The organism is Rhodococcus sp. H36-A4 (genome assembly GCF_027158005.1).
Lineage (GTDB): Bacteria > Actinomycetota > Actinomycetes > Mycobacteriales > Mycobacteriaceae > Rhodococcoides.
In genome coordinates, this window is record NZ_JAPVLQ010000002.1 from 810,694 (window position 1) to 823,991 (window position 13,298).

Annotated in this window: 14 protein-coding genes; 10 read left to right on the forward strand and 4 right to left on the reverse strand. The window is 62.8% G+C overall.

Annotation, left to right across the window (positions count from 1 at the left end; all coding sequences use genetic code 11):
* The first annotated feature begins 20 nt into the window (after positions 1 to 20).
* Together O1W68_RS08750 and O1W68_RS08755 are read left to right on the forward strand one after the other, a co-directional pair.
* Positions 21 to 1,049, forward strand: a complete 1,029-nt coding sequence (locus O1W68_RS08750; RefSeq protein WP_269302692.1) for an LLM class F420-dependent oxidoreductase — start codon at positions 21 to 23, stop codon at positions 1,047 to 1,049.
* 22 nt (positions 1,050 to 1,071) lie between these two features.
* Positions 1,072 to 1,200, forward strand: coding sequence for a hypothetical protein (locus tag O1W68_RS08755; protein WP_269302694.1), 129 nt, complete (start codon positions 1,072 to 1,074; stop codon positions 1,198 to 1,200).
* Positions 1,201 to 1,215: 15 nt separating this feature from the next.
* On the opposite strand, the gene O1W68_RS08760 is transcribed toward O1W68_RS08755, so the two are convergent.
* The 3 genes from O1W68_RS08760 to O1W68_RS08770 all read right to left on the reverse strand — a co-directional run bounded on the left by O1W68_RS08760 (position 1,216) and on the right by O1W68_RS08770 (position 4,220).
* Entirely contained in the window at positions 1,216 to 2,379 is a 1,164-nt protein-coding gene (locus O1W68_RS08760; protein WP_269302695.1) for an FAD-binding oxidoreductase, read from the reverse strand.
* 72 nt (positions 2,380 to 2,451) lie between these two features.
* On the reverse strand, positions 2,452 to 3,138 hold the full coding sequence (locus O1W68_RS08765) for an ABC transporter ATP-binding protein (protein WP_269302697.1): 687 nt from the start codon (positions 3,136 to 3,138) through the stop codon (positions 2,452 to 2,454).
* Positions 3,135 to 4,220 (reverse strand): ABC transporter permease, encoded by a 1,086-nt coding sequence (locus tag O1W68_RS08770; protein ID WP_269302699.1) that lies wholly within the window; start codon positions 4,218 to 4,220, stop codon positions 3,135 to 3,137. The genes O1W68_RS08765 and O1W68_RS08770 overlap by 4 nt, the downstream gene beginning before the upstream one ends.
* Positions 4,221 to 4,401: 181 nt before the next feature.
* On the opposite strand from O1W68_RS08770, the gene O1W68_RS08775 reads away from it, so the two are divergent.
* The 8 genes from O1W68_RS08775 (at position 4,402) to pyrE (ending at position 12,936) form a co-directional block, all read left to right on the forward strand.
* A complete protein-coding gene (locus O1W68_RS08775; protein WP_269302701.1) occupies positions 4,402 to 5,586 on the forward strand; it encodes a sensor histidine kinase in 1,185 nt (394 codons plus the stop codon).
* Entirely contained in the window at positions 5,583 to 6,206 is a 624-nt protein-coding gene (locus tag O1W68_RS08780; RefSeq protein WP_269302702.1) for a response regulator, read from the forward strand. The genes O1W68_RS08775 and O1W68_RS08780 overlap by 4 nt, the downstream gene beginning before the upstream one ends.
* Positions 6,207 to 6,303: 97 nt before the next feature.
* On the forward strand, positions 6,304 to 8,850 hold the full coding sequence (clpB, locus tag O1W68_RS08785) for an ATP-dependent chaperone ClpB (RefSeq protein WP_269302704.1): 2,547 nt from the start codon (positions 6,304 to 6,306) through the stop codon (positions 8,848 to 8,850).
* 76 nt (positions 8,851 to 8,926) lie between these two features.
* Positions 8,927 to 9,898, forward strand: a complete 972-nt coding sequence (locus O1W68_RS08790) for a DUF5666 domain-containing protein (protein WP_269302706.1) — start codon at positions 8,927 to 8,929, stop codon at positions 9,896 to 9,898.
* A gap of 67 nt (positions 9,899 to 9,965) precedes the next feature.
* Positions 9,966 to 10,784 (forward strand): hypothetical protein, encoded by an 819-nt coding sequence (locus O1W68_RS08795; RefSeq protein WP_269302898.1) that lies wholly within the window; start codon positions 9,966 to 9,968, stop codon positions 10,782 to 10,784.
* A 79-nt stretch (positions 10,785 to 10,863) separates the two neighbouring features.
* Entirely contained in the window at positions 10,864 to 11,676 is an 813-nt protein-coding gene (locus O1W68_RS08800) for an SDR family NAD(P)-dependent oxidoreductase (protein ID WP_442972302.1), read from the forward strand.
* A 61-nt stretch (positions 11,677 to 11,737) separates the two neighbouring features.
* Complete coding sequence (locus tag O1W68_RS08805; RefSeq protein ID WP_269302707.1) at positions 11,738 to 12,313, forward strand: LemA family protein; 576 nt, start codon at positions 11,738 to 11,740, stop codon at positions 12,311 to 12,313.
* A gap of 65 nt (positions 12,314 to 12,378) precedes the next feature.
* Positions 12,379 to 12,936, forward strand: a complete 558-nt coding sequence (pyrE, locus tag O1W68_RS08810) for an orotate phosphoribosyltransferase (RefSeq protein WP_269302709.1) — start codon at positions 12,379 to 12,381, stop codon at positions 12,934 to 12,936.
* A gap of 49 nt (positions 12,937 to 12,985) precedes the next feature.
* Here the strand turns inward: pyrE and O1W68_RS08815 are convergent, their stop codons facing one another.
* Complete coding sequence (locus tag O1W68_RS08815) at positions 12,986 to 13,291, reverse strand: EthD family reductase (RefSeq protein ID WP_269302711.1); 306 nt, start codon at positions 13,289 to 13,291, stop codon at positions 12,986 to 12,988.
* Positions 13,292 to 13,298: the final 7 nt, after the last annotated feature.

Below are 13,298 nucleotides of genomic sequence, written 5' to 3' on the forward strand. Positions count from 1 at the left end.
CGCTACAGGAAGGCTCGCGAATGAAGCTCGGATTGCAGCTCGGATACTGGGGTGCACAGCCTCCTGCCGGTACAGGAGAACTGGTCGACGCGGCCGAGGCCGCCGGCTTCGACGCCATCTTCGCCGCCGAATCCTGGGGTTCGGACGCGTTCACTCCGTTGGCTTGGTGGGGCGCACGGACGGAATCGGTGCAGCTCGGCACTTCGGTTGCGCAGTTGTCCGCTCGTACACCGACGAATTGCGCCATGCACGCCTTGACGCTGGACCACTTGAGTGGAGGGCGAGCGATCCTGGGCCTGGGCGTCTCGGGCCCCCAGGTCGTCGAGGGTTGGTATGGGCAACCGTTCGCCAAGCCCCTGGCTCGGACTCGGGAATACGTCGACATCGTGCGGCAGGTTCTCGCCCGCGAAGCGCCGGTGACCAGTGCCGGCCCGCATTATCCGCTGCCGGTCGACGGAACGGGAATGGGCAAGCCGCTCAAGCCGATCACGCATCCGCTGCGCGCGGATCTGCCGATCTGGCTGGGCGCGGAGGGCCCCAAGAATGTTGCCCTTGCCGCCGAGATCGCCGACGGCTGGCTGGCAATCTACTATTCGCCGCGGCTTGCACCGATGTACAACGGGTGGCTAGACGAGGGGTTCGCGCGCCCGGGCGCGCGACGCAGCCGGGCTGATTTCGAGGTTGCTGCCACCTGCCAGGTAGTGCTCACCGACGATCGAGCTGCCACCATCGCGCGGCTCAAACCCACCATCGCGCTGTACGTGGGGGGCATGGGCGCGCCCGAATTGAACTTTCACGCCCAGGTGTACAACCGAATGGGTTACGACCACGAAGTCGCCGAAATCGGCAAGCTCTATCAGTCCGGGCGTAAGGCCGAGGCCGCCGCGATGGTGCCCGATGAGATGGTTGCCGAAACGATGATCATCGGAAATGCCGATTACGTCCGCGAAGAGGTGAAGAGGTGGGAGGATGCGGGCGTCACGATGCTTCTGGTGTCCGCGGATACTCCAGATCGAGTACATGAACTCGGAGCCTTGCTCATGAGGTAGAACGCGTTCTAGATTGGGAGCTATGACCGTCGATACCAGTGCGCAGACTTATCTGCGGGTCGCCGTTCTATCAGCTGTTCTGAACTTCGTAGCTAGCTCGATTGAACTGGGGCACAAGGTGATGCTGATGGATCGGTGGGATCCGCACTGAAAGGGGCAGCAACATCTAGAGTGGATCGTGCTGCACGTGCTCCATCGGCGTACCGTTTCTGCGCAGCGCGTACATGGTCGTACGCACCATCGAGGGGGATCCGGATATCTGAATCTGCCGATCCGCCCAGGAGCCGAATTGTGTTACGACAGTGCTGATCCGACCATAGAGTTGACGGTGCATTCCCCATGGCAGTTCACGCGTCGGACCGGAGTGCCACCAAGGGTCCTCGTAATCCTCGGTCACCGGAATCACCGTCAGCCATGGATTCGACAGCGAAATCTGCCACAGCGTTTCGATGTCGTACAGATCGCGCGGGTATACGCCGCTGACGAACAGGTGGACGCGGGGGTTGGTGCTGCGCATTGCCATGTCCATGATTTGCGCTCGTAGCGGCGCGATCCCGGTTCCACCGGCAATCATCAGCACGTCTTCTGGACTGTTTCGATCGATGGACATGCCGCCGAGAGGAGGGCTTATTGCCCACCTGTCGCCGACCGACACCTCGGAGACCATCGCGGGACTGACCCATCCTCCCGAGACGCGGCGAACGTGAAATTCGATCTCCCCCTGCGGATTACTCGGAATCGCAGGCGAGAGGTATCGCCACAGATTGGGGCGTTGTGGAATCCGAACGCTGACGTATTGGCCCGGGTAGTAGGGAATCGAGGCGTCGACCTTCAGTCGAATGATCGCCAGATCGTCGAGTACCCGGTGGTGCTCGACGACGGTTGCACCCCAATACGGCGGCAACTCGTCGTTGTCTGCTGCTACCGCCATGCTGCGGCTCACTGCATCGAGCGTGTGGGTCCAGGCTGCTTCGACTTCTTCGGTCCACACCTCGTTGCCGACGAAACCACGGAAGGCTGCAATGAGCGCGGACTGTCCTGCGCGAAAGTGCGCGCCGGTAATTGCGTGCTTTCGATGATCCCGTCCGAGCTGCTTCAGAAACGGTTCGATCCGGTCCGTCTTGTCGAGATTGTCGAAGATGTAGCCCAGAGCCAGAACGAAATGGCGGCGAAGTTGATTCATCGACGCAGGAAAGAGCGTTCGGAAGTCTGGATTTTGTGCGAAGAGGTGTGCAAAAAAGGAGCGAGCCAACCGATCCGGACCATCCTCGGCGGCCTGCACCGATTTGAAACCGGCCCGGATCAGGGCAATTGCTCGCTGGTTTTGCATGAATCAACCTCCGTCCCAGTAGCCGCCTACCAAACTAGACGAACGGAGGTGACGTAGTCGACCTCTCCTCGATCAGGCGCCGCTCTTCACCGCGGTCCGCAGAACTCCATCGACGATTTCGACGACATTGTCCATGGCGGATAGATGTGAGTGGTCGTGCGTGACGACCACTGTAGCGGTCGCGTTGCGGTGCGTCAGGGTGGTGATGAGGTCCAAGATCGCCGCACCGCGTTCTTGGTCGAGCGCGCTGGTGGGCTCGTCGACGAGCAACACAGCGGGGTCGTTCATCATGGCTCTGACGATGTTGACCCGCTGACGTTGACCACCGGACAATTGGTTCGGTCGCTTGTCGGCTTCCTTGCTCAGCCCGACAGAATCGAGCATCGCCAACGCTTTTTCTTTCGCAGCCCGCGGCGAGTCACCGTTGATGTGTGCGATGACCTGTAGCTGCTCGACTGCGGTCAACGAGGCAAGCAGGTTCGGTTGCTGGAAAACCATGCCGACCTTGTTGCGGCGCAGAGTGGTCAAGGCGCCGCGGGAAAGCGATTCGGTCGATACTCCATCGATGACAACCTGCCCATGATCGGGCGTGATCAAGGTTGCGGCAACGGCCAGCAGACTGGACTTCCCGGAGCCGGAAGGTCCGATGATCGCTGTCATCGTCCCCTTTTCGACGGTCAAGTCGACGCTGTCCAACGCGGTCAGGCGGCCGGCACCGTCAGGGTAGGTGAGAGTGATGTCGGTCAGGTTCAAGCTCATCGTGCGCTCCCGAGTGCAGTAAGGGGATCAACCGAGGTGATGCGGTTGATGGACAGTCCGGCGCCCATCGCGCCGAGGATGATGATGATCAGTGCTGGCAGTGTCACTGTGCCGACATCGAGTACGAATGGGACGGCCCCGCCGACCAATGCTCCGACGCCGGCAGCGAGTGCGGTTCCGATCGCCGTGCCTGCGGTCAGAAGTACGACTGCTTGGCCGAGCGCATCTCGCAACAGGTAGCCGGTGGACGCGCCGAGGGCTTTGAGTACGGCGACGTCACCGGTGCGCTGGATGGTCCACACGGTGAAAAATGCACCGATGACCAGAGCTGAGATTGCGAACATGAAAGCGCGCATCAGCTGGAGCGAACCATTTTCCGAAGTGTAGGAACCGATTGCAGATTTGGCACCGGACGTGGTCACGGTGTCGGTACCGATCTGCGTGTCGGCCGCGGCCAGGTCGGCAGTGTCGCCGCTGGTGGTCAAACCGATCACGGTGGCCGACAACGGACCGGTCGACGAGCCACCAGTGAGGGTCTGCCAGGCGGCCAGGTCCATGAAGATCACCGGGGTGTGGCTGTAGGAGGCGTCGCCGTCGATCGCTGCGACGGTCAGACGTTGCCCACCGAGTAGGAAGTCGTCGCCGGTGCTCACGTCGAGCTCGTCGGCTGCGGAAGTCGACAACACGGCAGTTCCGGGAACTATGAGATCCGATTCCGGTGCCAGGGCCGAACCTTGCTGCACGCCGAAGGCAGAAATTGCAGCACTGTGCTCACCGGCTTCGGCCTTGGTGGTGGTGATGCCGAGTGGGTCGGCTCGGTCGACGCCGTCGACACTCGACCACTGTTGCCACATGGATTCGGTGACAGTGGAGTCGGTGAACGACACCGACTTACCCGCGGCAGGCTCGGAAAACGTGAGCCGGTCCGCGGACAGGCCGGTAATGGCGGATGTGCTTTCCTTCCCGAGCCCTGCGGTGAGTCCGGACAGCAGGCCGACCAACATGGTGATCAGGATGATGACGGTGCCCATCAGGGCGAACCGTCCCTTGGCGAACAGTAGATCTCTCCAGGCGACGAACACGGCTTTTGCCTCTCCTTGCATGCCACCGAATCGGGTCTCGGTGACTGACCTCAACTCTGGTCGGAACCTGCGTGTTCGGCATCGACCGGCAGGCTGCATGGGAAGAGCCGTTAGGGGGAGTGCCCGCTACACCTTTCGGACGATGCAGTTGCGGGGTCGAACTCGATAAGCTGCGGTATCTATGGATCCGTCTTCGAACACCCCACTCGTTCGCGTACTGCGCGGCTGCCTCCATCTGATGTTCGTCGCATTGGTTGCGCTTTCGATCGTGCGGGCAGTTCTGGACGATGCGCCGGACATGGTCGCGATAGTCGTCATCGCGGTGCTTCTCGGCGCGGTGTACACGGCAGGTGCGTTGTGGCCGAGGGCGCGGACCTCTCGTTCGGCGGCCGCGCAGTGGTTGGTAGCGGTAGGTGTCCTGTGGATCGTGTTGCTCGTGTTGAGTCCGGAGGCCGTCTACGTCGCGTTTCCGCTCTACTTCCTGCAACTACACCTGCTCTCCCCAAAATGGGGGTTGACCACAGTTGTGGCGACGACGATCGCGGCGATCGGTGGTTTCTCCTGGCATCAAGGTGCACTCACAGTGGGAGTCGTCATCGGACCGGCGCTCGGAGCGACGGTCGCCGTCGCGGTGGTATTCGGCTACGACGCTCTGTACCGGGAGAGTGAACAGCGGCGCAGACTCATCGAGGAGCTCACTGCGACCCGCGGAGAACTCGCAGCGGCCGAGCATGCGGCAGGGGCCCTCGCAGAGCGCGAGCGTCTCGCCCGTGAAATCCACGACACCTTGGCACAGGGTCTGTCGAGTATCCAGTTACTGCTGCGTGCGTCGGAACGAATGCTCCCCGAGCGGCCGGACGAAGCGCGAGAACACGTCGTCCATGCGCGGGAGACGGCAGTGAGCAATCTGGAGGAAGCGCGGCGTTTCGTTCGCGCCCTCACCCCACCCGACCTCGAGAACAGTTCGTTGTCGGCAGCCTTGGAACGCTTGTGCGCCAATGCCTTTCATACAGGTGGACCGGTGGTCGATTGGACGCTGTCCGGCACACCGGTTCCGCTGCCGATCGCGCACGAGGTCGCATTGCTTCGGATCGCGCAATCTGCCCTCGCCAACGCCGTTCAACACAGTAATGCCGACCGAGTGGCGGTGACACTGAGCTACATGGACACCGAAGTCGCCCTCGATGTCGTCGACGACGGAACGGGTTTCGATCCTGATGCGCTTCCTCCTCGCACAGATCGAGGATTCGGGCTACCGGGGATGCGCGCGCGGGCTCGCTCGTTGCACGGGACGATGGTGGTGGAGACCGCTCCTGGCGAGGGCACCGCTATCGCCGTCACTTTGCCGTTGGAGGTGCGAGCATGATTCGCCTCCTGCTTGCAGACGATCACCCGGTTGTGCGCGCCGGATTGCGGGCCGTATTGGAGACCGAACCCGACTTTCAGGTGATCGCCGAGGCACGGACCGCCGAGGAAGCGATCGAAGTGTCCGCCGAACTCGACGTCGACGTCGTGCTGATGGACCTGCAGTTCGGACCCGGAATGCACGGTGCCGAAGCTATCGCCGTGATCAGTGCTCGCCCGGACGGGCCGCATGTGTTGGTGCTGACGACCTATGACACCGACGCAGACATCCTTGCCGCGATCGAGGCAGGGGCAGCGGGCTATCTGCTGAAGGATGCGCCCCCCGAGGAGCTCGCGGCTGCAGTTCGCACCGCGGCATCGGGCAAGTCCGCGCTCGCACCCTCGATCGCCTCACGACTGATGGACCGGATGAGGACGCCGGACAACGCGCTGACTCTGCGGGAGATCGAGGTACTGGGGTTGGTGGCAGACGGCCTCTCCAACCTGCAGATCAGTCAGAAATTGTTCTTGAGTCAAGCCACCGTCAAGTCTCACCTCGCGCACATCTACACCAAGTTGAGCGTGGATTCGCGGACCTCGGCGGTTGCCGCCGCGACTTCTCGCGGGCTGATGCGTCGCTGAAAGAGCCGCATCAGCGAACTTGAGCGGAACAGACTCAACTTGAGTAGTGTTACATCCAGCGACACACGAAACGCTCAGTCGAGAAAGTAGGTGACCAGTGGACAGCTTCACCCCCACAACGAAAACGCAGGCCGCGCTCAGTGCCGCTCTGCAAGCCGCGTCCGCAGCGGGAAACCCGGATATTCGCCCGTCGCATTTGTTGGTGGCGTTGCTGGACCAGACGGACGGCATCGCCGCGCCCCTGCTGAAGGCCGTCGGTGTCGACCCGATTGCAGTGCGTACCGAAGCACAAAAATTGGTCGACCGCCTGCCCTCCGCTACAGGCTCGACAACCACTCCGCAGCTCGGACGTGAGGCGCTTGCGGCCATCACCGCAGCACAGGCACTGGCGACCGAACTGGACGACGAGTACGTCTCCACCGAACACTTGATGGTAGGGCTCGCGACCGGTGGTTCCGATGTCGCCAACCTCCTCACCGGCCACGGTGCGGGCGCCAACGAGCTACGTGACGCATTCCAGGCCGTCCGGGGGAGTGCGCGCGTCACCAGCGCAGATCCCGAGAGCACCTACCAGGCCCTCGAAAAGTACAGCACCGATCTGACTGCTCAGGCTCGCGAAGGCAAGCTCGATCCGGTCATCGGCCGCGACACCGAGATCAGGCGCGTCGTCCAGGTCCTCTCACGCCGTACCAAGAACAATCCCGTCCTCATCGGCGAGCCCGGTGTCGGCAAGACGGCCATCGTGGAAGGACTTGCGCAGCGGATCATCGCCGGCGACGTGCCGGAAAGCCTGAAGGGCAAGACCGTGGTGTCGCTCGACCTCGGCTCGATGGTCGCGGGCGCCAAGTTCCGCGGTGAGTTCGAGGAACGGCTCAAGGCCGTACTCGACGACATCAAGAACTCCGCCGGGCAGATCATCACCTTCATCGACGAGCTGCACACCATCGTCGGCGCAGGCGCGAGCGGTGAGTCCGCAATGGACGCAGGCAACATGATCAAGCCGATGCTCGCCCGCGGTGAACTGCGACTCGTGGGAGCCACGACACTCGAGGAGTACCGCAAGTACATCGAGAAAGATGCCGCCCTCGAACGGCGATTCCAGCAGGTCTACGTCGGCGAACCCTCGGTCGAGGACACCGTCGGAATTCTGCGTGGCCTCAAGGAGCGTTACGAGGTGCACCATGGCGTTCGCATCACCGACTCGGCTCTCGTTGCTGCCGCCACATTGAGCGACCGCTACATCACCGCACGGTTCCTACCGGACAAGGCGATCGACCTGGTCGACGAGGCTGCGTCGAGGCTGCGCATGGAAATCGACTCACGGCCCGTCGAAATCGACGAGGTGGAACGGTCGGTTCGTCGGCTCGAGATCGAAGAGATGGCACTCGAGAAGGAGACCGACGACGCGTCGAAAGCTCGGCTCGAGAAGCTACGTGCGGAGTTGGCGGACTCCCAGGAGAAGCTCAACCAGTTGAGCACCCGCTGGCAGAACGAAAAAACGGCCATCGACTCCGTGCGTGTTCTCAAAGAAGAGCTCGAGAACCTGCGCGGTGAATCCGAACGCGCCGAGCGCGATGGCGATCTCGGCAAGGCCGCGGAACTGCGTTACGGCCGGATCCCGACTCTCGAGAAGGAGCTTGCAGCGAAGACCGAGTCGACGCCCGCGCAGGAAGGGCTCATGCTCAAGGAAGAGGTCGGCCCGGACGACGTCGCCGATGTCGTCGCGGTCTGGACCGGAATTCCCGCCGGCCGGATGCTCGAGGGTGAGACGGCGAAGTTGCTGCGCATGGAAGACGAGTTGGGTAAGCGCGTCGTCGGCCAGAAAGATGCCGTCCAAGCGGTGTCCGACGCGGTCCGCCGAGCACGCGCCGGGGTCGCCGATCCGAACCGTCCGACAGGATCGTTCCTGTTCCTCGGTCCGACCGGCGTCGGCAAGACCGAGCTCGCGAAAGCGCTCGCGGACTTCCTGTTCGACGACGAACGCGCAATGGTTCGGATCGACATGAGCGAGTACAGCGAGAAGCACGCAGTAGCGCGATTGGTCGGTGCACCTCCCGGCTACGTCGGGTACGAAGCAGGCGGGCAGCTCACCGAAGCCGTCCGCAGGCGTCCGTACACCGTCGTACTGTTCGACGAGGTCGAGAAGGCACACCCGGACGTCTTCGACATCCTGCTCGCCGTGCTCGACGAGGGCAGGTTGACCGACGGCCAGGGCCGCACCGTCGACTTCCGCAACACCATCTTGATCCTCACCTCGAACCTCGGGGCAGGCGGTGACAAGGATCAGGTCATGGATGCGGTCCGTCGGGCCTTCAAGCCGGAGTTCGTCAACCGCCTCGACGACGTCGTCGTTTTCGACGCTTTGTCCGAGGAGCAGCTCGAGTCGATCGTCGACATCCAGCTCGGCCAATTGGCCAAGCGTCTTGCTGCTCGACGGCTGACGCTGGAGGTGTCCCCGGCGGCGAAGATGTGGTTGGCGTCGCGCGGTTACGACCCCATGTACGGGGCTCGTCCACTGCGCAGGCTGACCCAGCAGGCAATCGGCGATCAGCTTGCCAAGCTGCTGTTGGCGGGCAAGGTTCGCGACGGTGACGCCGTCTCGGTGGACGTGAATCCCGACGGGGATCAGCTGATCCTGAGCTGACGAACGCTTCGCTGATAGAAGTAGGGCCCACCGGATACTTTCCGGTGGGCCCTACTTCGGACGTACCCTCGTGAACATGACGAATCCGGACGAGCCGCGTGATCGGCCTCGTGGCAGCGATCGGACCTGGGCAGATGGCACCGCGAACCCGTTGCCCGAGGGATCCGAGAACGATCAGCCCACCGAGGTCTGGCAACCCCAGCAGCACCCGGGTGGCCAGCAGTATCAGCAGTACCCGGACTCCCAGACTTATCCCGCTGGGCAGACTTATCCGACTGGCCAGCCCTACCCCGGTACACAGCCCTACCCAACTGGCCAGCCGTATCCGGACCAGTCCACTCAGCAGTTCGGTTATCCGCAGTCACCGGTTCATGAGTACGGGCAGCCGTATCCACAGCAGCCGAACCCTACTCAGGCCATGCCCCCGTACGACCCCAACCAGCAGTACGCAGCCAACCAGCAGTACGCGCCGAACCAGCAGTACGCGGAAAACCCGGGGCAGTATGGTCAGCCTCCCGGTTATACGGGGGAGACGCCGGTCGAGGCTTCGGGCGGCGGGTCCGGTGGTGGTTCGTCCAACAAGTGGCTCGTTGCGCTCCTTGCCCTGGCAGTCCTTGTCGTCGTAGTACTCGCGGGGATTCTCTTTCTCACCAATCGATCCTCGGATTCGGAGGGCACTGCGTCGCCCGGGATAACCAGGACGCTGCCCCAGAGTTCGGCGCCGCTGCCCACTACACCGGGTCGCGCGCCCGTCGTTCCGTCGGCGCCTGGTGGACTCGTGCCCGGTGGAATTCCGGAGATACTCGGTGGGGCGGGTGCTGCGGTCGGAACCATCACTGCGATCGACGGCGCCACTATCTCGATCAATGGTGTCGACGGCGCTCCGGTAACGGTCACTACGACCCCGCAGACCGAGGTTATCTCCCTGTCGGGATTCGACCTCTCCGATCTGAAGGTCGGATCCTTGGTCGTCGTCAATGGTGCACCTGTCGAAGGCGGATCCATCACGGCCGAGGTCATCATCGAAGTGCCCAAATTCGGTGGCTGAACCCTCCCGGCTCCATCGACGCAGGCACCCCACCCAGCACGCTATAAGGTGATCACCGATGACGGTTATGTGGTTCGGACTAGCAGTGATCGCGCTTGCGGGCGCGGTCGCCCTTCTCTATGTCGATCGGTCGCGCCGCGATCAGCTCGGGCGAGTTCGACAGATGTGGGCGAAGGCCCAGGGCTATACGTATGCCCCGACGGATGATCAACTGATCTCTCATTTTCATCGGGCAGCGCTGGCCAAGCTCGACGATGCGATTGCTCTCGACGTCGTCCGCGGTGTCCGTAGGGGCGAGAAGTTCGTGCTCTTCGACGTCGAGGAGACTTCGACCATCGTGGCGGTCAAGCGTCCCGTCGGGTCCGACGTCGATATCGATCTTCGTCTCAAATCGACTCCGCCCCCGCGTGAAAAGGACATGGAATTGCTCGGGTCGATCGGCCCGCGCGTCGTGTTCGCCACAGATATCGAAATCGCTCGCCGGGTCTGCGATCAGCGTATGGCGGCCTTCACCGAGTCCGTCCCGGCGCACGTGTCGTTACTGTGGAGCGAAAGTGAATGGGCACTGGGGTCGGTGCCGCTGGGCAGCACGGGTAGAGATTGGGATGCCGCTATCGACGCGGTGGCCAGACTGTCGGGACTTCTTCACGTACTGCCACCCGTCCGGAACCGCCCTGCCGATCCCCGAGCCGACTTGCCGCGTCGCCGCCCCGACTCCGACGCCGACGGGGGCGGGGGCGGGCATGCGCCGAACCCACCCCCACCCGCACCCGCACCCCGGCAGGCTCCGCGCCCGCCCCTATCCCCGCCCGCGGACCCGCCGCGACGCCCGAGCGGCCCAACTCCGATCAATCGCGACGCGGAACGGCGCCGACGCGAGTCCTGAGAGCAATCGATCGATCGGAGCGACATCGGGTTCTTTCAAGACGCCAACAAGTGGCTGCGAGAAGATAGCCTTCACGTCTATGACTGCTGAGTCGATCGAACCTGTGTCCGCACCCGCATCGCGCCCCGTAGCGCTCGTCACCGGTCCCACTTCGGGACTCGGCGGCGAATTTGCACGTCATCTGGCATCGCGTGGCTACGACCTCGTGCTCGTCGCTCGCAACGAGTTGAAGCTGCGAGCCCTCGCCGACGATCTGCGCGTCGGATTCGGTGCGAACTCGGAGATCATTGCCGCGGATCTGGCAACCTCGGCCGGGCGCGAGACGGTGATCGCGCGTTTGGAACTGGGAGTCGAGTATTTGGTCAACAACGCGGGCTTCGGTACCTCGGGTGAATTCTGGACCGCGGACCCCGAACTGCTGCAGTCGCAGTTGGACGTCAATGTCACTGCCGTCATGCACTTCACCCGAGCAGCGCTTCCGTCGATGGTTGCCGCGGCCAAGGGCACAGTGATCAACGTTGCGAGTGTTGCCGGCTTGTTGGCCGGACGAGGCTCCACCTACTCGGCGTCGAAGGCATACGTCATCTCGTTCTCCGAAGGATTGTCCGGTGGTCTCGCCGGCACCGGCGTTCAGATCCAAGCCCTGTGCCCTGGTTTCATCAAGACCGAGTTCCATCAGCGGGCAGGTATCGAAATGTCATCGATCCCGAGCTTCATGTGGTTGAACGTCGAGCAGGTCGTGCAGACCTCTATGAAGGATCTGGACAAGGGCAAGGTCATCAGCATTCCGGGCGCACAGTACAAAGTACTGACGGCCGTCGGCAGCAAGGTGCCGAAAAGTGTGGTCCGGAAGCTGACCAACCTTGTCGGACGAGGACGCGGACGGACCTGATTCGTGCGACGCGGGCGAGCCTGCGGGCGTGTCGGGCCGAACACCGATAAATTCATACCTCGTGACTGTTTTCGTGGTTCTTGCGATCCTCGTACTCGTTCTTCTTGCTTACGTAGTGAGCCTCGGACGACGGGTCCGACGCTATTCCTCGCGCACCGCTGCGAGTCGACATCTCGTGACCGTCGAACTCGATCGCCGTCACGTTCAGCTGGAGCCGTTCATCGCTGCCGTCGAGTCCTCGGGCCTCGATCCGAAAACGGTCCGGTCCCTGGTCGGTGCTCGTTCGTGGTCCAAAGCAGTCCGCGAACGCGAACTGGGTCTCAACACACAGGCTGCAGCGGAGAATGCGCTGTCCGCCGCCGTGCACTCGGTGCTCGCGGAGTCGGACATGCATCCCAAGCTCAAGACCACTTGGGCCTTCCAAGGTCCGGCCGGGGATCTGGAGACGACCGAGAAACGGATCGCAGGCGCAGTGCGGGTGTATAACGACAACGCATATCGACTCTCGCTGGCGCGTACGACGTTTCCGTCGAAGTTGGTAGCGAAGGCATTGAAGGTGCCGGATCCAGAGCCGTTCGTCGAGCATGCCGCGTCGGCCGGCGAACAATCTGACAACATGCCCGCGCAGCTTGCCTGATCCTCTGTCGGTCGACCGAAAGAGGAGTCGGTAGATTCTCCGGAGACGACCGAAGGGATTTCTTCATGGCCATCAGCGCCGACAATGCCGAGCGGGCCGAATTGGCCGGCCTCGTACGCGAACTTGCCATCGTCCACGGCAAGGTGACGTTGTCTTCGGGGAAAGAGGCCGACTACTACGTCGACCTACGCCGTGCGACGCTCCATCATCGAGCGAGCGCGCTGATCGGTTCGTTGATGCGAGAACTCGTCGCGGACTGGGATTTCGACTCGGTCGGCGGATTGACGATGGGCGCCGATCCCGTTGCGTTCGCTGTCATGCATGCGCCGGGTCGCCCGATCGATGCGTTCGTCGTGCGGAAGGCAGCGAAGGCGCACGGAATGCAGCGCCAGATCGAGGGACCCGACATTGTCGGCAAGCGCGTGTTGGTTGTCGAAGACACCACAACCACCGGCAATTCGCCGCTGACCGCCGTCGCTGCGCTGCGGGAGGCGGGTGCGACGGTCGTCGGAGTTGCCACCGTCGTGGACAGGGCAACTGGTGCGGACGACGTCATTGCCGCCGAGGGGCTCGAATACCGCTCGCTCCTGGGTTTGGCTGATGTGGGCCTTGGGCCCATGTGAGGGAAATACGTCCTCTTACGCTCGTAATACCCTCACATGGACTGAGCCACTATGCGACCGAGACCTCGTGCATGTCCATCACGAAACCGGCGCCCGCGAAGTTGGGCAAATCGTCTACACCGGCTTTGCCCTCAGCTGAACCGAGTCCCTCTACGGCCTCCTTCTTGGACGGAAAGTTGAGATTGCCGACGACGAAGTGCGCCGGTTTCGATCCGTCCAGCGTCTCCGACAGGCCCCACTCGAAGGACGTCATCCCGGGCATCGTTGCAGTCAACGGTGCGTGCACGTCTCGGTAGTGAGCGAGAAAAGCGTCGGGATTCTCGGGGTGGTTGTACGCGATGGTGATGCGGAACATTGCGTGA